This window comes from Methyloversatilis sp. (genome assembly GCF_051861465.1).
In the GTDB taxonomy this organism is placed as follows: Bacteria; Pseudomonadota; Gammaproteobacteria; order Burkholderiales; family Rhodocyclaceae; genus Methyloversatilis.
The window spans coordinates 15467-36065 of sequence record NZ_JBHYCQ010000016.1 but is presented as its reverse complement, the minus strand read 5'-3'; the positions used below and the strand labels follow the sequence as shown (position 1 = coordinate 36065).

Sequence of the window (20599 nt, the reverse complement as noted above, 5' to 3'; positions counted from 1 at the left end):
CGATACCTTGCTGCTAGCATCTTAATGTAAATTGTGAGTATTGGGTCTAATTCACTGTCTTAAAAGGAAAAAGCTTGGCCTTCGACCTGTCGATTTTTAACCCGGGAGCGCGCCCTTTACTGGGGTTGGACGTGTCGTCCTCGGCGGTCAAGCTGGTCGAGCTGTCGCGGACAGCGAAAGGCGAGCACCGCATCGAGCGCTATGCCACGGAAAACCTGCCGCGCGATTCGGTGGTGGATGGCAACATCGCCAAGCTCGATGACGTGGCCGACGCGGTCCGCCGCGCCTGGAAGCGCATGGGGACGTCGACGCGCAACGTCGCGCTGGCGCTGCCCGCAGCGGCGGTCATCACCAAGAAGATCATCGTTCCGGCCAATCAGCGCGAGCAGGAGCTCGAAGTGCTGGTCGAGTCGGAAGCCAATCAGTACATCCCTTTTCAGCTCGATGAAGTGAATCTCGACTTCCAGGTGGTCGGCCCGGCGCCGGGCAGCCCGGATGAGGTCGAAGTGCTGATCGCCGCGTCGCGCAAGGAAAAGGTGGAAGACCGCGTGGCCATCGCCGAAGCGGCCGGCCTGCGTGCCGTGGTCGTCGATGTCGAGTCCTACGCCGCACAGGCGGCATTCGAACTGGTCGAGAAGCAGCTGCCCGACGGCGGCAAGGACACCAACATCGTGCTGGTCGATGTCGGTGCCAACGTGATGAATGTGATCATCCTGCGCAACGACCAGCCGGTGTATTCCCGCGAACAGGCGTTCGGCGGTTATCAGCTGACGCAGGACATCATGCGCAACTACGGCATGAGCCCGGAAGAGGCCGAAGCAGCGAAACGCACCAACACGCTGCCGGAAAATTTCGAGAACGACCTGCTGCGCCCCTTCATGGACAACCTTGCGCTCGAAGTGTCGCGCGCGCTGCAGTTCTTCTTCACGTCGACGCAGTACAACAGTGTCGACCACATCGTGCTTGCGGGCGGCTGCGCCGTCATTCCGGGGCTCGATGAAGTCGTTGCCAACCGCACGCAGGTGGAAACCCGGATCGCCAATCCGTTTGTCGACATGCAGCTGTCGTCTGCGGTCACCGCAAAGCGGCTCAGTCAGGACGCCCCGTCGCTGCTCGTGGCCTGCGGCCTCGCCTTGAGGAGGTTCGACGCATGATACGGATCAACCTGCTTCCTCACCGCGAGGAAAAGCGCAAGGCGAGGCGCCAGCAATTCGTGGCGTTTTCCGGCGCGACACTGCTGTTCGGCGCACTCATCGTCGGTCTGGTGAATGGCGTGATCAGTGGCTACGTGTCGGCGCAGGACGAAAAGAATGCCTTCCTCAAGACCGAAATCGCGGTGCTCGACAAGTCGATCGACGAAATCAAGCGCCTGCGCGAACAGACCGATGCGCTGATCCAGCGCAAGCAGGTCATCGAATCGCTGCAGGGCAACCGGTCCGAGGCGGTGGGCCTGTTCAACGAGCTCGCCAAGAATGTGCCGGAAGGCGTGTACATCAGGAAGGTGTCGCAGCAGGGCGGAAAGATCAATCTGGTCGGTTACGCGCAATCGAACGCGCGCGTGTCCAGCCTGATGCGCAACCTCGAATCGTCGCCCCTGCTCGAGCGGCCGACGCTGGTGGAAATCAAGGGGTCGAACGTCGACAAGCGTCGCATGAACGAATTCAACCTCGATCTGTACATCACGCGGGCGGCGGAAGATCCCGCCGCCAAAGGCAGGAAGACATGAAGGACATCCAGCTTCCGAAGATCGATTTTTCGCGCATCGGGGATGATTTCCGGAACCTCGATCCGAAGGATGTCGGCAATTGGGCGATCCTGCCGAAACTGGCGGTGCTGCTCGGCCTGCTGATCGCCGCCGTCGCTGCCGGCTGGTGGTTCCTGTGGGAACCGCTGATGGTCGAACTCGAGCAGAAGCGCGCAGAAGAGGAAACGCTCAAGGCGCAATGGCTGCAGAAGAAGGGTGAAGCGGTCAATCTCGAACAGTATCAGCAGCAGTTGAGCGATATCGATCGCTCCTTCGGCGCCTTGCTGAAGCAGCTGCCGAACAAGGCGGAAATGGAATCGCTGCTGGTGGATATCAGTCAGGCCGGACTGAGTCGCGGCCTGCAGTTCGAAATCTGGCGTCCGGGCAGCGAGGCAGTCAAGGATTTCTACGCCGAACTTCCGATCACGCTGCGGGTGACCGGCGGCTATCACGATCTCGGCAGTTTCGCGGGCGACGTGGCCAAGCTGTCGCGGATCGTGACCATCGGCTCGATCGGCATCGAATCAGGCAAGGACGGCTTGCTGAAGATGGATGCGGTGGCGACCACTTACCGCTACCTCGACGAGGAAGAACTGGCCCGCGTGAAACGCGAAAAGGCAGAGCGCGAAAAGGGGAACAAGAAGTGAAGCGCGCATTGACCCTCGCCATGCTGTGCAGTGGGCTGGTGGCCTGCGGTTCGGAGGATCACCAGGACGTGCGGGCGTGGATGGAACAGAGCACCCAGGGGCTGAAGGGACAGGTCAAGCCCCTGCCTGAAATCAAGCCTTCGATCATCGTGGCCTACGAAACCGAGTCGCTGATCGATCCGTTCAGCGCGGCCAAGATCGAACCCGAGCGCAAGAAGGGCGGTGGCGGTGGCGGTGTGGGTCCGGATCTGGATCGCCGCAAGGAGCCGCTCGAACAGTACCCGCTGGATTCGCTCGCCATGGTGGGCGTGCTGCAGCAAGGCAAAGTCGCGTATGCGCTGATCAAGGCCGACACGACATTGCACCGGGTCAGGTCAGGGAACTACATGGGTCAGAATTTCGGTGTCATCACGGCGATTGCGGATGATGGCATCACCCTCAAGGAAATCGTTCAGGACGCGGACGGCGAATGGGTCGAACGTACCAGTACGCTCCAGTTGCTGGAGCAGGAGACAAACAAATGAATTTCGTCCGCAAGATCGCATGCCTGATCGTGGCCCTTGGCGCAGGCCTGATACCCCTCGCGGCGTCTGCTCAGAGCCAGCCCAACAGCATCGAATCCATTCTGGTGTCGCAGCAGGGCGGCGAGGTGCTGATCAAGGTCACCACCAAAACCGAACTGCCTGCGGTGCCGGCCAATTTCAGCGTCGCATCGCCCGCGCGCGTGGCGTTCGATTTCCCCGCCACAGGCAATGCCGTGGGTCGCAACTCGCAGACCGTCAATGAGGCACATCTGCGCAGCTACAACATCGTCGAAGTCGGCGATCGCACGCGTCTGGTGCTGAATCTGAACAAGCTGTCGCCGTTCAATACGCGCATCTCCGGGCGTGACCTCTACATCAGCCTCGCGATGCCGGCCAGTTCCGAGGCGGTTGCCCAGTCCGACAATGTGTCGCGCTTTGCCGAGCCGGGTGTGTCGCAGGACGCGCAGATGCTGCGCAATGTCGGCTTCCGTCGCGGCAAGGATGGCGAGGGCCGCGTGGTGGTCGAACTGTCCGATCCGAACACCGGTATCGACATCCGCCAGCAAGGCACCAAGTTGGTGGTCGAGTTCCTGCGCGCGTCGGTGGCGGACGAATTCCTGAAGCGCTATGACGTGACCGACTTCGGCACGCCGATCACGCAGATGGAAGTCGTGCGATCCGGTGCCAACACGCGCCTCACGGTGACGCCGACCGGCCTGTGGGAGCACAACGCCTACCAGAGCGAGAATCAGTTCATCCTCGAAGTGAAGCGTCTGGTCGAAGATCCGAACAAGCTGGTTCAGGGCAGCAAGCCGGGCTACCAGGGCGAGAAGCTGTCGCTGAACTTCCAGAACATCGACGTCCGTTCGGTGCTTCAGGTCATCGCCGACTTCACCGACAACAACATCATCACGTCCGACACGGTCGGCGGTTCGCTCACGCTGCGGCTGAAGGACGTGCCGTGGGACCAGGCGCTCGACATCATTCTCGACGCCAAGGGCCTGGACAAGCGCAAGACCGGCAACGTGATCTGGATCGCGCCGCGCGATGAACTGTCGGCCAAGGAAAAGCTTGCCCTGGAGAGCCAGCAGCAGGTCAGCGAACTCGAGCCGCTGCGCACCGAAACCTTCCAGCTGAACTATCACAAGGCCGATGTGCTGCACAAGGCGATCACCGACGACAAGGACAAGCGTTTCCTGTCCAAGCGCGGTTCGATCGTGATGGACGTGCGCACCAACAAGCTGATCGTGACCGACATTCCGGCCCGCCTCGAAGATATTCGCCGCATCCTCGGCGAACTCGACGTGGCGACGCGTCAGGTGCTCATCGAAGCACGCATCGTCGAAGCGAACGAAGACTTCGCCAAGAACCTGGGTGCGCGTCTGGGTCTGAACCAGTCGCAGTCGGGCTCGGTACAACTCGGCCGGGCGGGTTTGAACATCGGCGGTTCTTCACTGGCCACCGGCTTCCAGACAGGTCAGGTACAGACGCAACCCAACTTCGCCACGGATTCGCTCGGCGTCAATCTGCGCGCGTCGAACATCAGCGGCCGCTCGCCGGGTCAGCTGTCGTTCGTGCTGTTCAATTCGGCAGCAACCCGCTTCCTGAACCTCGAACTGTCCGCTCTTGAGCAGGACGGCAAGGGCAAGGTGATTTCAAGCCCGCGTGTCATGACCTCCGACCAGAACGAAGCGCTGATCGAGCAGGGCGTCGAGATTCCGTACCAGCAGGCCACCAGCTCCGGTGCGACCAGCATTTCCTTCCGCAAGGCCAACCTGATGTTGAAGGTGAAGCCGCAGATCACGCCGGACGGCCGCGTACAGATGGCGCTCGACATCAACAAGGACACGCCCAACACCCAGCTGGCCACCGGTGCCGGTGTGGCCATCGACACCAAGCACGTCAAGACCGATGTGCTGGTCGAGAACGGCGGCACGGTGGTGATCGGCGGTATCTACACGCAGGAAGAACGCCGCACCCAGTCGCGCGTGCCGTTCCTCGGCGACCTGCCGTATGTCGGTTTCCTGTTCCGCAACACGGAAACCCGCGACAACCGCGCCGAGCTGCTCATCTTCGTGACGCCGCGCATCGTCAGCGACAACCTCACGCTGCGCTGATCTCGAATCCACCGGACGGGCGGCCCTGAACTCGAGGCCGTCTGCCGGGGCGGGCGGGCACTGCTAGAATCCGGCCCGTGGAACACAGCGACAACATCATTCTCGTCGGCCTGATGGGCGCCGGCAAAACCACGGTCGGCCGGCAGCTTGCGCGACGCCTGCGCAAACGCTTCGTCGACTGCGATCACGAAATCGAAGCGCGCACCGGCGTCAGCATCCCGACCATCTTCGAAATCGAGGGCGAGGCGGGTTTCCGCCGGCGCGAAAGTGCAGTGATCGAATCACTCGCCCAGGACTCCGGCCTGGTGCTCGCGACCGGTGGCGGCGCAGTGCTCGACCCGATGAACCGCAAGCACCTGAAGGCCGGCGGCTGGGTCGTCTATCTGGATGTCCCCCCCGACGTGCTCTGGCACCGCACCCGCGGCGACCGAAACCGTCCGTTGCTGCAGGTCGATGACCCGCGCGCGCGGGTACGCGAACTGCACGGCATCCGCGATCCGCTGTACCGTGAAGTGGCGGATTTCATCGCCGAAAGCGGGCACGGCAGCCCGCTGACCATCGTCCGTCAACTTGAACGGGAATACCTGAGCCGATGCGCAGCCTGAACGTCGCCCTTGATGAACGCGCCTACGACATCCACATCGGTCGCGGCCTGATCGATCGCGGCGACCTGCTGGCGTCGGTGCTCAAACGCAAGCGCGCGGTCGTCATCAGCAATGAGGTGGTCGCACCGCTGTACGCCGCACGTGTGCTCGCCGCGCTCGATTCGGTCGATGTCGCCCACCAGCTGGTGGTGCTGCCTGACGGCGAGGCGCACAAGGACTGGCCGACGTTGAACCTCATTTTCGACGCGCTGCTCGGCGCCCGGGTCGAACGTTCGACGACGCTGATCGCGCTGGGCGGTGGCGTCATCGGCGACATGGTCGGCTTTGCCGCCGCCACCTATCAGCGCGGCGTGCCCTTAATCCAGGTGCCGACCACGCTGCTGTCGCAGGTGGATTCCAGCGTCGGCGGCAAGACCGCCATCAATCACCCGCTCGGCAAGAACATGATCGGCGCCTTCCATCAGCCGAAGCTGGTGCTGGCCGACATCGATACGCTCGATACCCTGCCGGCGCGCGAATTGAAGGCCGGCCTGGCCGAAGTGATCAAGTACGGCCTGATCCGTGACCGCGAATTCTTCGACTGGCTCGAAATCAACATGCCGCGCCTGCTCGCGCGCGACGCCGACGCGCTGGCGTTTGCCATCGAACGCTCCTGCCGCAACAAGGCCGAGGTGGTGATCGAGGACGAAACCGAAACCGGTGTCCGGGCGCTGCTCAATCTCGGCCATACCTTCGGCCACGCGATCGAAACCGGTCTGGGCTACGGCGAATGGCTGCACGGCGAAGCCGTCGCCGCCGGCACGCTGATGGCGGCTGAACTGTCGCGCCGGCTGGGCTGGCTGGGCGACGCCGACATCGCGCGCATCCGCGCCATTCACGAAGCGGCCGGCCTGGCGCTGCGCGGCCCGCGCCTGGGTGTCGACCGTTATCTCGAACTGATGTCGCACGACAAGAAGGTCGAAGCCGGCAAGCTGCGGCTGGTGCTGCTGCGCGCCATCGGCGACGCCGTGGTGTGGGGCGAGGCGACGCGGCCTGACGTCGCATCGGCGATTGAACAGTGTTGCGCCGATGTCTGAACTGGCCGCGTACGCCGCACGTGAAGACAACTCGCTGGGCCGTGTGCACGCCGAAGAGGCGCCGTCGGAGCGCAGCCAGTTCCAGCGCGACCGCGACCGCATCATCCACAGCACCGCGTTCCGCCGCCTCGAATACAAGACGCAGGTATTCGTCAATCACGAGGGCGACCTCTTTCGCACGCGGCTGACCCACAGCATCGAAGTGGCGCAGATCGCCCGCTCGATCGCGCGCGCGCTGCGGGTGAATGAGGATCTGGTCGAGGCGATTTCGCTGTCGCACGACCTTGGCCATACGCCGTTCGGGCATGCCGGCCAGGACGCACTGAACGAGTGCATGCGTGAACACGGCGGCTTCGAGCACAACCTGCAGAGCCTGCGCACGGTGGATCTGCTGGAAGAGCGCTACGGCGCCTTCGATGGACTGAACCTCACGTTCGAGACGCGCGAAGGCATTCTGAAGCACTGTTCGCCGGCCCGCGCGCGCGACCTCGGCGACCTGGGCCGGCGCTTCATCGAGCGCACCCAGCCGACCATCGAGGCGCAGATCTGCAATCTGGCGGACGAAATCGCCTATAACAATCACGACGTCGACGACGGTCTGCGCTCCGGCCTGATCACGCTTGAACAGCTGGAAGAGGTGCCGGTGTTCGCGCGCTACCGGCGCGAAGTGCTCGAACGTTACCCGCAGATCACCGGCCGGCGCCTGATCCACGAAACGATCCGGCGCATGATCAACGCGCAAGTCGTTGATCTGGTGGCCGAAACCCGTTCGCGCATCGCGGCGGCCGCGCCGAAGTCGATCGAAGACGTGCGCGGCGGGCCGGAGCTCGTCGCCTACAGTGACGCCATGCGGGCGGAGCAGCGCGCCCTGAAGCAATTCCTGCGCGACGAGCTGTACCGCCATTATCAGGTGCTGCGCATGACGGCCAAGGCGCGGCGCATCGTGGCCGAGCTGTTCGGCGCCTTCCACGGCGATCCGAAGTTGCTGCCGCCGCAGTACCAGTCCATGGCGAAGGACGACCGCGCACGCGCCATCGCCGATTACATCGCCGGCATGACCGACCGTTACGCCATGCGCGAACACCGCCGGCTGTTTGCCGTGGGCGACATCTGAAGCGACCGCCGCACGCCGCGCCTTACGCCATATTCCGTCACGTTTTGATGCACCGCGGAACGAGTATTGTCTGCGGCCGTGCATGTCCGTATACTCCTTCGTCCACCCCAAAAGTGCCCGGAGCGGCTTCAGCGTTGAAGCGGCCAGGCCACCCGAGCCGGTGCCCACATCGTCCCGCCGTCAGGCGATGATCGTGGAAGCCGGCTTTTTCACGGGCTTGGAGGTGCGAATTCCCGCAGTGCGACAGGCCGCAGGGCCGGTTCCGTGCGCGGTTGGCAAACGAGTTCCGAGGACGAATGCAATGGGTCTTCCCCATACTCAAGGTCTGTACGACCCCGAAAACGAGCACGATGCATGTGGTGTGGGTTTCGTTGCGAACATCAAGAATCGCACGTCGCACGACATCATCGAAAAGGGTCTGCTGATCCTGAAGAATCTCGACCATCGGGGTGCCACCGGTTACGACCCGATGCTCGGCGACGGTGCCGGCATCCTGATCCAGCTTCCCGACGCGCTGCTGCGCGACGAGGCCGGCAAACTCGGCATCACGCTGCCCGCCGCCGGCGACTACGCTTGCGGAACCGTTTTCCTGCCGCAATCCGCCAATGGCGCCGCCGCCTGTGAATCGGTTGTCGCGCGCATCATCCACGAAGAAGGCCTGACCTTCCTCGGCTGGCGCGATCTGCCGCGCGACAGCAGCGTGCTGGCCGAAGCCGCCCGCGCCATGGAGCCGCAGATGCGCCAGGTGCTGATCGGCCGCCCGGACACCGTGGTTGACCAGACCGCCTTCGAGCGCAAGCTGTTCGTCGTGCGCAAGCGCGTCGAACATGCGGTGCGCGCGCTCAAGCTGTCCGACGTCGGTCAGTTCTATATTCCGTCGCTGTCGTCGCGCACCCTTGTTTACAAGGGCATGCTGCTGGCCAACCAGGTGGGCGAGTACTTCCTCGACCTGCAGGACAGCCGCGCGATGTCGGCGCTGGCCCTGGTGCATCAGCGCTTCTCGACCAACACCTTCCCGACCTGGGATCTGGCCCACCCCTTCCGCATGATTGCCCACAACGGTGAAATCAACACCGTGCGCGGCAACATCAACTGGATGAAGGCGCGCCAGAAGTCGATGAAGTCGGCTGCGCTCGGCCAGGATCTCGACAAGCTGTGGCCGCTGATCGTCGAAGGCGGCTCCGATTCCGCATCGTTCGACAACGCGCTCGAACTGCTGGTGATGGGCGGCTACTCGCTCGCTCACGCCATGATGATGCTGATCCCGGAAGCCTGGGCCGGCAATCCGCTGATGGACGAAGAGCGCCGTGCGTTCTACGAATTCCACGCCGCAATCATGGAGCCGTGGGACGGCCCGGCCGCCGTGGCCTTCACCGACGGTCGCCAGATCGGTGCCACGCTCGACCGCAACGGCCTGCGCCCGGCACGTTTCCTGGTGACCGATGACGACATGGTCGTCATGGCGTCCGAGATGGGCGTGCTGCCGATTCCGGACGAACGCATCATCCAGAAATGGCGCCTGCAGCCGGGCAAGATGTTCATGATCGACCTCGAAAAGGGCGCGATCATCGAAGACGGCGCGCTCAAGCACGAGCTGTCGACCGAATACCCGTACGACAAGTGGATCACCGATTCGCGCTTCTTCCTGACCGAACTGGAAGAGGTCGGGTACGCGAACAGCCGCACGGAAACCCTGCTCGACACGCAGCAGGCCTTCGGCTACACCCAGGAAGACATCAAGTTCATCCTCGCGCCGATGGCCTCGGCCGGCGAAGAAGCCGTCGGTTCGATGGGCAATGATTCGACGCTGCCGGTGCTGTCCGACCGCAACAAGCCGCTGTACAGCTATTTCAAGCAGCTGTTCGCGCAGGTGACCAATCCGCCGATCGACCCGATCCGCGAAGAGATCGTCATGTCGCTCGCGTCCTTCATCGGCCCGCGTCCGAACCTGATGGGCGTGGCCGACAACGAAGACGGCCTGACACCGCGCCTCGAACTGACCCAGCCGGTGCTGACCAACCAGGATCTGATGCGCCTGCGCGACATCGAGCGCCTGACCGGCGGCAAGTACCGTTCGCTGGTGCTCGACATGACCTATCCGGCCGCCGATGGCGCAGCCGGTTGCGAAGCCACCCTCCAGCGTCTGCAGAACGCAGCCGAAAAGTCGGTCGCCGACGGCTTCAACATCGTGCTGCTGTCGGACCGCGCCGTGTCGCGCGAGCGCGTCGCCGTCCCCGCGCTGCTCGCCACGTCGGCCGTGCATCACCATCTGGTGCGCAAGGGCCTGCGCACGCTGACCGGTCTGGTGATCGACACCGGTTCGGCACGAGAAACGCATCACTTCGCACTGCTCGCCGGTTACGGCGCCGAGGCGATCTGTCCGTGGCTGGCCTTCGACACCATCGCCGAGATTTCCAACGAGCTGCCGTCCGGGCTGTCGACCAAGGAAGCGTCCAAGCGCTTCATCAAGGCGGTCGGCAAGGGTCTGAACAAGGTCATGTCCAAGATGGGCATTTCGACCTATCAGTCGTACAGCGGCGCGCAGATCTTCGAAGCGATCGGCCTCAACTCGGCCTTCGTGAAGCGCTACTTCACCGGCACGGCCACCCAGGTCGAAGGCATCGGCCTGGCGGAAGTCGCCGAAGAAGCGCTGCGCACGCACACCCAGGCCTTCGGCAACGACCCGGTGCTGGCCAATGCGCTGGATGCCGGCGGCGAGTACGCCTTCCGCATCCGCGGCGAAGAGCACATGTGGACGCCGGACGCGATCGCCAAGCTGCAGCACTCGACGCGTGCCAACAAGTACGACACGTACAAGGAATACGCGAAGATCATCAACGACCAGACGAAGCGTCACATGACGCTGCGCGGCCTGTTCGACATCAAGCCGGCCGGCCCGCCGGTGCCGCTGTCCGAAGTCGAACCGGCGGCGGAAATCGTCCGTCGTTTCGCCACCGGCGCCATGTCGCTCGGTTCGATTTCGACCGAAGCGCACACCACGCTGGCCATCGCGATGAACCGCATCGGCGGCAAGTCGAACACCGGTGAGGGCGGCGAAGATCCGATCCGTTTCAAGCCGGTGACCGAAGACACCACGCTCGACAAGCTGATCGGTTCGTCGCGCGTCGAAGTGAGCCTGCCGCTGAAGAAGGGCGATTCGCTGCGCTCGAAGATCAAGCAGGTCGCCTCCGGCCGTTTCGGCGTCACCGCCGAATACCTGGCCAGCGCCGACCAGCTGCAGATCAAGATGGCACAGGGTGCCAAGCCGGGCGAGGGTGGTCAGCTGCCCGGTCACAAGGTGTCGGAGTACATCGGCTTCCTGCGTCACTCGGTGCCGGGTGTCGGCCTGATTTCGCCGCCGCCGCACCATGACATCTACTCGATCGAAGATCTGGCGCAGCTGATCCACGATCTGAAGAACTCGAATCCGCAGGCGTCGGTGTCGGTCAAGCTGGTGTCCGAAATCGGTGTCGGCACCGTGGCGGCCGGCGTGTCCAAGGCCAAGGCGGACCACGTCGTGATCGCCGGTCACGACGGCGGCACCGGTGCCAGCCCGATTTCGTCGATCAAGCACTGCGGTACGCCGTGGGAACTCGGTCTCGCCGAAACCCAGCAGACGCTGGTGCTGAATCGCCTGCGCGGACGTATCCGCGTACAGGCCGACGGCCAGATGAAGACCGGTCGGGATGTGCTGATCGGTGCGCTGCTCGGCGCCGACGAATTCGGCTTCGCCACCGCGCCGCTGGTGGTCGAAGGCTGCATCATGATGCGCAAGTGCCACCTCAACACCTGTCCGGTCGGCGTCGCGACCCAGGATCCGGTGCTGCGCAAGAAATTCACCGGCCAGCCTGAACACGTCGTCAATTTCTTCTTCTTCGTCGCCGAAGAAGTGCGCGAATTGATGGCGTCGATGGGCATCCGCAGGTTCGAAGACCTGATCGGCCGCGCCGACCTGCTCGACACGCGTGCCGGCATCGAACACTGGAAGGCGCGCGGGCTCGACTTTTCGCGCATCTTCTTCATGCCGCCGGTACCGGCCGAGGTGTCGCGCTGCCATTCGGAAACGCAGGACCACGGCATCGACCGCGCGCTCGACCATGCGCTGATCGCCAAGGCGAAGGACGCCATCGAAACCGGCCAGCCGGTGGTCATCCAATCGCCGATCACCAATGTGAACCGCACCGCCGGCACCATGCTGTCGCACGCCGTGGCCAGCCGGTACGGCCACGCCGGCCTGCCCGACGGCACCATCACGGTGAAGCTGTCCGGTACCGCCGGGCAGAGCTTCGGCGCCTTCATCGCGCGCGGCATCACGCTGGAACTGACCGGTCAGGGCAATGACTACGTCGCCAAGGGCCTGTCGGGCGGTCGCATCATCATCAAGCCGAGCGATGCGTTCCGCGGCAAGGCCGAACAGAACATCATCGTCGGCAACACCGTGCTGTACGGCGCGATCGAAGGCGAGTGCTACTTCCGCGGCGTGGCCGGCGAGCGCTTCGCGGTGCGCAATTCGGGCGCCATCGCGGTGGTCGAAGGCACCGGTGACCACGGCTGCGAATACATGACCGGCGGTACCGTGGTCGTGCTCGGCCAGACCGGTCGCAACTTCGCCGCCGGCATGTCGGGCGGCGTGGCCTACGTGCTCGACGAGGACGGCAGCTTCGCCAAACGCTGCAACATGTCCATGGTCGAAATCGACGCCCTCAGCGGTGATTTGGCGGACGACGCCGACATCGACGTGATCGGTCGCGCGGTGGTAAACCATGTCGACATGTGCGACGAAGAGATCATCCGTCGCCTGGTCACCCGTCACCTGCACTTCACCGGGTCGGCGCGCGCGCGCGACGTGCTCGACAACTGGGCGCAGTGGCGCGCGAAGTTCGTCAAGGTGATGCCGATCGAATACCGTCGCGCGCTGCGCGAAATGGCTGCCAAGGCGGAAGCGCCGAGCGCAGCCCTGGCCAAGTAACAGGAACACGAGTCATGGGAAAGTCCACCGGTTTTCTTGAATTCCAGCGTCTGTCCGAGGCGTCGCTGCCGGTCGCCGAGCGCGTCCACAACTACCGTGAGTTCGTGCTGCACCTGAGCGACGAAGAAGCCAAGGTTCAGGGGGCACGTTGCATGGATTGCGGCATCCCGTTCTGCAACAGCGGCTGCCCGGTCAACAACATCATTCCCGACTTCAACGACCTGGTGTATCGCCAGGACTGGAAGCAGGCGATCGATGTGCTGCATTCGACCAACAACTTCCCGGAATTCACCGGCCGCATCTGCCCGGCGCCGTGCGAAGCCGCCTGTACGCTGACCATCAACAGCGACGCGGTGGGCATCAAGTCGATCGAGCACGCCATCATCGACAAAGCCTGGGAAATGGGCTGGGTCGTGCCGCAGCCGCCGGCCGTCAAGACCGGCAAGAAGGTGGCTGTCGTCGGCTCCGGCCCGGCGGGTCTGGCGGTGGCGCAGCAACTGGCCCGCGTCGGCCACGATGTCACCGTGTTCGAGAAGAACAACCGCGTCGGCGGCCTGCTGCGTTACGGCATCCCCGACTTCAAGATGGAAAAGTCGCACATCGACCGTCGCGTCGCGCAGATGGAAGCCGAAGGCGTCACCTTCCGCACCGGCGTGCGCATCGGTGATCTGCCGGAAGGTTCGCCGGTGCACAGCGACGCCGCAACCGTCATCAGCCCGGCGCAGTTGAACGCCGACTTCGACGCCGTCGTGCTGGCCGGTGGCGCCGAACAGCCGCGCGATCTGCCGGTGCCCGGCCGCGACCTCGATGGCGTGCATTTCGCGATGGACTTTCTGCCGCTGCAGAATCGCGTGGTCGCCGGCGATACCGTGCCGAACCAGATCATGGCAACCGGCAAGCACGTCGTCGTGATCGGCGGCGGCGACACCGGTTCGGACTGCGTCGGCACGTCGAACCGCCACGGTGCAGCCAGCGTGAGCCAGTTCGAGCTGCTGCCGCAGCCGCCGGAAGCCGAGAACAAGCCGCTGGTGTGGCCGTACTGGCCGGTCAAGCTGCGCACCTCGTCCAGCCACGAAGAAGGCTGCGAGCGTGACTGGGCGGTCGCGACCAAGGAATTCATCGGTGAGAACGGCAAGGTCAAGCAGCTCAAGGCCGTGCGCGTCGAGTGGAAAGACGGCCGCATGCAGGAAGTGCCCGGCTCGGAAACCCTGATGGACGCCGACCTCGTGCTGCTCGCCATGGGTTTCGTCAGCCCGGCCGCCAGCATCCTCGACAGCTTCGGCGTCGAGAAGGACACCCGCGGCAACGCCCGGGCCACGACCGACGGTGACGGCTGCTACGCCACCAGCGTGCCCAAGGTATTCGCCGCCGGCGACATGCGCCGCGGTCAGTCGCTCGTCGTGTGGGCGATCCGTGAAGGTCGTCAGTGCGCCCGCGAAGTTGATCAGTTCCTGATGGGTTCATCGACCCTGCCGCGCTGATCGCCCGCCCCTTTCTGATCGCCCTGCGGGCGAAAAGGGGAACTGAAGCGGCCCTTGTGGGAGCGGCGCCCCTCCGGTGACCACGGCGCGGCTTGAAGCGCAGGGACTTGTGGGAGCGGCGTCCCCGCCGCGATCCGTCTCGTGACCATCACGGCGCGAAGTGCGCATCGCGGCGAGGGCGCCGCTCCCACAGGGGCGGCGCGCCTCCGGTGACCACGGCGAGACTCAAACGTAGGGACTTGTGGGAGCGGCGTCCCCGCCGCGATCGGCGCATTGATCAACGGTCATCGCTGTACGATCGCGGCGAGGGCGCTGCTCCTATACAAATGTCGCTCCCAAACGAGCGTCGCTCCCAAACGTACGCCGTGCTCCCTCAGCTGCTGTTGTCTGCGGGAATCCCGCAGACACCGCCGCCCACGAAGAGCCGGTAGCCCGGGCATTCAGCCTTGGCAGACGCCTGCAAATGGCCGAACGACGTGTGTCGCTACGGCAACTTCCGCATCAACATGGGCCGCTCGGCCGGCTGTGCGGGGGGGCGGATCGGCGGGTACAGCGGCTGGGACGGGAAATGCCGCCGCACGATGCGCGGCGGCACACCATACAGGCTGTCGTCGAGCACGGCCGGGTCGTCGCAATCCACCCGGCGCTGCGCCTCACATCGCTTTCTCGCCGCGAGCCGGGCGTTTTCTTCCTGCTCGCGGGCTTCCGCGGCCTGATTGGCCGACTGCTGGCGCAGCGCCTGCTCGACTTCATCGCGCACGGCATTGCGATCCAGATTCGCCGGTGCGCCTGGCGCAGCCTGTGCATCGGCCGTCGCGCCCGGCGGCCGCGTCACCTTCAGCGGATCCACCGTCGGTACCGGCGTCGAGCGCACGCCGGCCGGCGGCGTGTGACCGTAGTTGATCACCCCGTTCTCGTCCTTCCAGCGATGCACCGTGTCGGCAGTCGCGATCGTGCTGAAAGAAATCAGTGCGGCGATGTAAAGCGATCCGTATCTCATGTCGTAAGTACTCGAAGCCATAGCCTTCATTGGTCCGCATGCGCGGGCGCAGGTTGCATTGCCGAAGCACTTTCCCGGCTGTGCGAGAACTGCTGCGCAGCAGGCCAATGTCCCCCAATGCTAGAGTTGATGCGGTTTTCCGCTACAGGGTGTCCGATGCAGATTGTTATCCTCGCCGCCGGTCAGGGCAAGCGCATGCGTTCCGCGCTGCCCAAGGTGTTGCAACCGCTTTCCGACCGCCCGCTGCTCGGGCATGTGCTGCGAACCGCGGCCTCGTTGCAGCCCTCGCGCACCTGTGTGGTGTATGGCCACGGCGGTGACGCCGTGCGGGCCGCCTTCTCCGATCTGCAGGTCGACTGGGCGCTGCAGGCCGAACAACTGGGTACCGGCCATGCGGTGATGCAGGCGCTGCCGGCGCTGTCGCGCGAAGAACCGGTACTCATTCTTTATGGCGACGTGCCATTGCTGCGCGCCGACACGCTGGTCAAGCTGGCCGAAGCGGCCGGCGACGACAAACTGGGCATCCTGACCGTCACGCTCGACGACCCCACCGGCTATGGTCGCATCGTGCGCGACGCCGCCGGGCGTATCGTGCGCATCGTCGAACAGAAGGACGCGACCGAGGGCGAGCGCAAGATCCATGAAGTGAACACCGGCATCATGGTGGTGCCCGGCGCACGGCTGGCAGGATGGCTGACGCACCTGTCGAACGACAACGCGCAGCGCGAGTACTACCTGACCGACGTGGTCGCCGCCGCCGTGCGCGACGGCGTGCCGGTGGTGAGCACGCAACCGGCGCGCATTTCGGAGACGCTGGGCGTGAACGACAAGGCGCAACTGGCCGACCTTGAACGCACTCATCAACGCGAAAACGCCGAGCGCCTGCTGAATGAGGGCGTCACGCTGCGCGACCCGGCACGCATCGATGTGCGCGGCGAGCTCATCTGCGGGCGCGACGTCGAGATCGACATCGGCTGCATCTTCGAAGGCCGCGTCGAGCTGGGTGACGGCGTCGTCGTCGGCGCCCACTCGGTGCTGCGCAACGTCACCATCGCCGCCGGCACGCGCATCGCGCCGTTCTGCCACTTCGACGACGCCACCGTCGGCGCCGGCTGCCAGCTCGGCCCGTACGCCCGCCTGCGCCCCGGCGCCAGACTGGCCGAAGACGTGCACATCGGCAATTTCGTCGAGGTGAAAAACAGCGACATCGCCGCCCACAGCAAGGCCAACCACCTGGCCTACGTCGGCGACGCCACCGTCGGCAGCCGCGTGAACATCGGTGCCGGCACCATCTGCTGCAATTACGATGGCGCGAACAAATTCCGTACCGTGATCGAAGACGATGTGTTCATCGGCTCCGACACCCAGCTCGTGGCGCCGGTCACCGTCGGCCGCGGTGCCACGCTGGGCGCAGGGACCACGCTGACCCAGGACGCGCCGCCAGGTCAGCTCACGATGGCCCGCGCCCGCCAGATCACGATCACCGGCTGGACCCGGCCGGTGAAGAAGAAGTAAGGCTTTTCCCTACCCGAATCTTGCGCAGCTCTGCTTAAAGGATTGACCCATGTGCGGCATCGTCGCGGCCATTTCCGGCCAGAATATCGTCCCCGTCCTGCTCGAAGGACTGCGCAAACTCGAATACCGCGGCTATGACTCGGCCGGGCTGGCCGTGCTCAACGGCGCCCAGGGCACCGCGCTGCGCCGCCTGCGCTCGGTCGGCCGCGTCGCCGAACTGGCCGCCCAGGCCGACGAACAGAAGCTCGAAGCATCGATCGGCATCGCCCACACGCGTTGGGCCACGCATGGCGTGCCGTCGGAGCGCAACGCCCACCCGCACATCAGTGAGGGTCTGGCCGTGGTGCACAACGGCATCATCGAAAACTTCGAGCCGCTGCGCGCCCGCCTGACTGGGCTGGGTTACACCTTCACGTCGGAAACCGATACCGAAGTGATCGCCCACCTGGTGCGCCACCACCTGAAAACCACGCCTGATCTGATCGACGCCGTGCGCGCCACCTGCAACGAGCTGATCGGCGCCTACGCCATCGCCATCGTCACCGAGGGCGAAGATTCGCGCATCGTCGTGTCGCGCCACGGCTCGCCGCTGGTGCTCGGCCTGTCGGACAACGGCAACTACGCTGCGTCCGACACCTCGGCGCTGCTGCAGGTGACGCGCAACATGGTCTATCTGGAAGACGGCGACATGGCCGAACTCACGCGCACCTCGATGCGCGTGTTCCGGCTCGACGGCACACCGGTCGAGCGCGCGGTGCAGGTGAGCCAGCTGTCGGCCGACGCGGTCGAACTGGGCACCTACCGCCACTACATGCAGAAAGAGATCTTCGAGCAGCCGGCTGCGCTGTCGAACACGCTGGAAATGCTCGCCCAGGCGCGCTCGATCACCCCCAATCTGTTCGGCGCCGAAGCCGACAACGTGTTCCGCTCGGTGCGCCGCGTGCTCGTGCTCGCCTGCGGCACCAGCTACCACGCCGGTCTGGTCGCCCGCTACTGGCTCGAAGACGTCGCCGGCATCGAATGCAGCGTCGAAATCGCCAGCGAATACCGCTACCGCAAGCCGGTCGCCGACCCGGATACGCTGGTCGTCACCATTTCGCAGTCCGGCGAAACGGCCGACACGCTGGCCGCGCTGAAGTACGCCAAGTCGCTCGGCATGATGCACACGCTGTCGATCTGCAACGTGCCCGAATCGGCCATCGTGCGCGAGTCGTCGCTCCGCTTCATCACCCGCGCCGGCCCGGAAATCGGCGTCGCCTCAACCAAGGCCTACACCACCCAGCTCGCCGCCCTGGCGCTGCTCACGCTCGCCGTCGCCAAGACGCGCGGCACGCTCAGCAACGCGCAGGAAGAGAAATACCTGAAGGCGCTGCGCCATCTGCCCAGCGCCGTCACCCGCGTGCTCGAGCTCGAGCCGCAGATCCAGGCCTGGGCCGAACGCTTCGCGATGAAGCAGCACGCGCTGTTCCTCGGTCGCGGCCAGCACTACCCGATCGCACTCGAAGGCGCGCTCAAGCTGAAGGAAATTTCCTACATCCACGCCGAGGCCTATCCGGCCGGCGAACTCAAGCACGGCCCGCTGGCGCTGGTCGACCGCGACATGCCGGTCATCGCCATCGCCCCGAACGACGCGCTGATCGAGAAACTCAAAAGCAATATCCAGGAAGTGCGCGCGCGCGGCGGCGAGCTGTACGTCATCGCCGACGCCGGCACCGAAATGGTCGAAGGCGAAGGCCTGCACATCCTGAACATGCCGGAGAACTACGGCCTGCTGTCACCCGTGCTGCACGTCATCCCGCTGCAGCTGCTGGCGTACCACGCGGCGCTGGTGAAGGGAACGGATGTGGACAAGCCGCGCAATCTGGCGAAGAGCGTGACGGTGGAGTGAAGCCGTACTGCCGCACCCGCCACGCCATGTGTCGGGTGCGGTCGGATGATCAGGCTGCCTGCCAGCCGCCAGCCCTCAGCCGACCTCCCGGGCTGAACATTCGACCCCTTCAGTCATCGACGTCCGGCCGCGCCGGCAGGCCTGGTGTGTGTAGTCCCCTGCTGTTCATGCCAAGCCGATTTCCCTGTGCTAGTTTTGACGAGATGAAATCGTCTCGCGCGCATCCGCTTCCAGGGCGCACGCCGCGGCTTCATATCACTCGCACCTGACTCTGCAGGGGAATGCCATGGCACACCGGTTCGTCGCGTTGCGCAAGGACGGCAAGAAGACCTTTCTCCATGACGAGGCCGGGCGCCGGGTGCGCGAAGTCATCTGGGGCGACTACCTGACGGTGAAGCGCGCGCTGGATGACGGCCGGCTCGAGATCGACTGGGCGGCACGCTCGCCCGACAAGCGCCGCACGCTGTACATCGCGGCCGAAGACACCGTCGAGCGGCGCCCGCTCGAAATCGTCTTCGTCGACGTGGGGCAGGGCGACGGCGCGGTGCTCATTTCGCCCGAAACCGGCAAGGACGAACGCATCATCGTCATCGACGCCGGCAAGGAGGGCAATATGCGCGCCTTCCTGAACGCACGGTTCAAGAGCTACCGCGGCTTCAACTTCCACGCGGCGGTCGTGACGCATCCCGACAACGACCACTACCTCGGCTTCCAGGCGCTGTTCAGCGACCACAAGATCGGCTTCAAGACGGTCTATCACAACGGTCTGGTCGAACGTGCCGTCACCGGCACCTGGGCCAAGCTCGGCGGCGAGCCAGTGTCCGATCCTGCAAGCGGCCTGTCGTACGTGACCGCGCTGGCAGTCGACAAGGCCGACCTGACGCGCCTGTTCGGCGCGCTGCCGGCCAACACCCGCTACGAATTTCCGAAGCTGATGCGGGCGGCGCTGCAGAACCCGAAAATCAAAACCCTGCGCATGCTGTCGACCGAACACGCAAAACTGGAAGGCGGTGTGGCGTGGATGCCCGACTTCGCGCCGTCGAACCGGCGCGGCTACACCATCCGAGTGCTCGGGCCGGTGGTCGAAAAAGGGCCCGGCGGCAAGCCCGCCCTGCGCCGGCTGAAGAGCTACGGCGAAACGAAGAATGGTCATTCGGTGCTGCTCAGGCTGCAGTACGGACAGTTTTCCGTGCTGTTCGGCGGCGACCTGAACGAGCCGGCCGAGAAGTTCCTGCTGCAGCACTACACCGGCCGCGCAACCTTCCCGAAGCCGGGCACGCCCGACTACGACGCCATGGTGGCCGAGGCGCAGAAAACCTTCCGCGCCGAAGTGATGAAATCCTGTCACCACGGCTCCGAAAAAGTGACCGACGCCTTTCTCGCCGCCGTCAATCCGGCCGCCTTCATCATTTCATCGGGCGATCAGGAAGGGCACGTCCACCCCCGCCCCGACCTGCTGGGCCGCCTCGGCCGCTACGGTCGCGGCGACGCGCCGGTCATCCTGTCCACCGAACTGCAGCGCTCGTCGCGCCCGCTCGAAGACGGCGCGCAGGTGCAGAAGCTGCTCGACCGCATCGACGCCCTGGCGACCGCACTGTCACCCGAAGCGCTCGACGCCATCAAGCTGGACGTGAAGGAACTGGCGCGCAGCAATGTGGAGGTGTACGGCGCGATCTACCTGAAGACCGACGGCGAGCGGCTGATGACGGCCTTCCGCATCGAAACCGGATCGGAGCTGGAAAAGTGGTTTTCGTTTCGGTATGCGTTCAATGCGAAGGGGGAACTGGTGCGGACGGATTGAACGCGCGTCCCGTTGCCGGTCGCGGGACGCGACACCTACGGCACCGCCAGCAGCACTTGTCAGGTCACGCGCCGTGGAAGCGCGCAGTTCGACCTCACCGCGGTGATGAATGTCCCGC

The 20599-nt window shown here is 64.7% G+C and carries 14 protein-coding genes; 13 read left to right on the top strand and 1 reads right to left on the bottom strand.

Annotation, left to right across the window (positions count from 1 at the left end; translation table 11 throughout):
- Window positions 1-74 precede the first annotated feature (74 nt).
- The 10 genes from ACTIFF_RS17165 (at window position 75) to ACTIFF_RS17120 (ending at window position 14277) form a co-directional block, all read left to right on the top strand.
- Window positions 75-1154: a pilus assembly protein PilM gene (locus tag ACTIFF_RS17165; protein ID WP_223300301.1), complete on the top strand. Its 1080-nt coding sequence runs from the start codon at window positions 75-77 to the stop codon at window positions 1152-1154.
- Window positions 1151-1726: a PilN domain-containing protein gene (locus ACTIFF_RS17160; protein ID WP_439537938.1), complete on the top strand. Its 576-nt coding sequence runs from the start codon at window positions 1151-1153 to the stop codon at window positions 1724-1726. The genes ACTIFF_RS17165 and ACTIFF_RS17160 overlap by 4 nt, the downstream gene beginning before the upstream one ends.
- Window positions 1723-2391: a type 4a pilus biogenesis protein PilO gene (locus ACTIFF_RS17155; RefSeq protein ID WP_439537937.1), complete on the top strand. Its 669-nt coding sequence runs from the start codon at window positions 1723-1725 to the stop codon at window positions 2389-2391. Before ACTIFF_RS17160 ends, ACTIFF_RS17155 begins: the two co-directional genes overlap by 4 nt.
- Entirely contained in the window at window positions 2388-2915 is a 528-nt protein-coding gene (locus ACTIFF_RS17150) for a pilus assembly protein PilP (RefSeq protein WP_439537936.1), read from the top strand. Before ACTIFF_RS17155 ends, ACTIFF_RS17150 begins: the two co-directional genes overlap by 4 nt.
- Window positions 2912-5032, top strand: coding sequence for a type IV pilus secretin PilQ (locus ACTIFF_RS17145; protein WP_439537935.1), 2121 nt, complete (start codon window positions 2912-2914; stop codon window positions 5030-5032). Before ACTIFF_RS17150 ends, ACTIFF_RS17145 begins: the two co-directional genes overlap by 4 nt.
- A gap of 77 nt (window positions 5033-5109) precedes the next feature.
- Complete coding sequence (locus tag ACTIFF_RS17140; protein ID WP_257082040.1) at window positions 5110-5637, top strand: shikimate kinase; 528 nt, start codon at window positions 5110-5112, stop codon at window positions 5635-5637.
- Complete coding sequence (gene aroB / locus ACTIFF_RS17135; protein WP_439537934.1) at window positions 5625-6713, top strand: 3-dehydroquinate synthase; 1089 nt, start codon at window positions 5625-5627, stop codon at window positions 6711-6713. Before ACTIFF_RS17140 ends, aroB begins: the two co-directional genes overlap by 13 nt.
- Window positions 6706-7827: a deoxyguanosinetriphosphate triphosphohydrolase gene (locus ACTIFF_RS17130; RefSeq protein WP_439537933.1), complete on the top strand. Its 1122-nt coding sequence runs from the start codon at window positions 6706-6708 to the stop codon at window positions 7825-7827. The genes aroB and ACTIFF_RS17130 overlap by 8 nt, the downstream gene beginning before the upstream one ends.
- A 301-nt stretch (window positions 7828-8128) precedes the next feature.
- The gene (gene gltB / locus ACTIFF_RS17125) at window positions 8129-12796 is read left to right on the top strand and encodes a glutamate synthase large subunit (RefSeq protein ID WP_439537932.1); all 4668 of its coding nucleotides are present in this window, start codon (window positions 8129-8131) and stop codon (window positions 12794-12796) included.
- Between the two features lie 14 nt (window positions 12797-12810).
- A complete protein-coding gene (locus ACTIFF_RS17120; RefSeq protein WP_439537931.1) occupies window positions 12811-14277 on the top strand; it encodes a glutamate synthase subunit beta in 1467 nt (488 codons plus the stop codon).
- Between the two features lie 484 nt (window positions 14278-14761).
- On the opposite strand, the gene ACTIFF_RS17115 is transcribed toward ACTIFF_RS17120, so the two are convergent.
- The gene (locus ACTIFF_RS17115; protein WP_439537930.1) at window positions 14762-15298 is read right to left on the bottom strand and encodes a DUF4124 domain-containing protein; all 537 of its coding nucleotides are present in this window, start codon (window positions 15296-15298) and stop codon (window positions 14762-14764) included.
- Window positions 15299-15433: 135 nt separating this feature from the next.
- On the opposite strand from ACTIFF_RS17115, the gene glmU reads away from it, so the two are divergent.
- The 3 genes from glmU to ACTIFF_RS17100 all read left to right on the top strand — a co-directional run bounded on the left by glmU (window position 15434) and on the right by ACTIFF_RS17100 (window position 20481).
- Window positions 15434-16792 carry a bifunctional UDP-N-acetylglucosamine diphosphorylase/glucosamine-1-phosphate N-acetyltransferase GlmU gene (gene glmU / locus ACTIFF_RS17110; protein ID WP_439537929.1) on the top strand — a complete coding sequence of 453 codons (1359 nt, stop codon included), beginning with the start codon at window positions 15434-15436 and terminating at the stop codon, window positions 16790-16792.
- 49 nt (window positions 16793-16841) lie between these two features.
- Window positions 16842-18680, top strand: coding sequence for a glutamine--fructose-6-phosphate transaminase (isomerizing) (gene glmS / locus ACTIFF_RS17105; protein ID WP_439537928.1), 1839 nt, complete (start codon window positions 16842-16844; stop codon window positions 18678-18680).
- A 286-nt stretch (window positions 18681-18966) separates the two neighbouring features.
- Window positions 18967-20481: a ComEC/Rec2 family competence protein gene (locus ACTIFF_RS17100; RefSeq protein WP_439537927.1), complete on the top strand. Its 1515-nt coding sequence runs from the start codon at window positions 18967-18969 to the stop codon at window positions 20479-20481.
- Window positions 20482-20599: the final 118 nt, after the last annotated feature.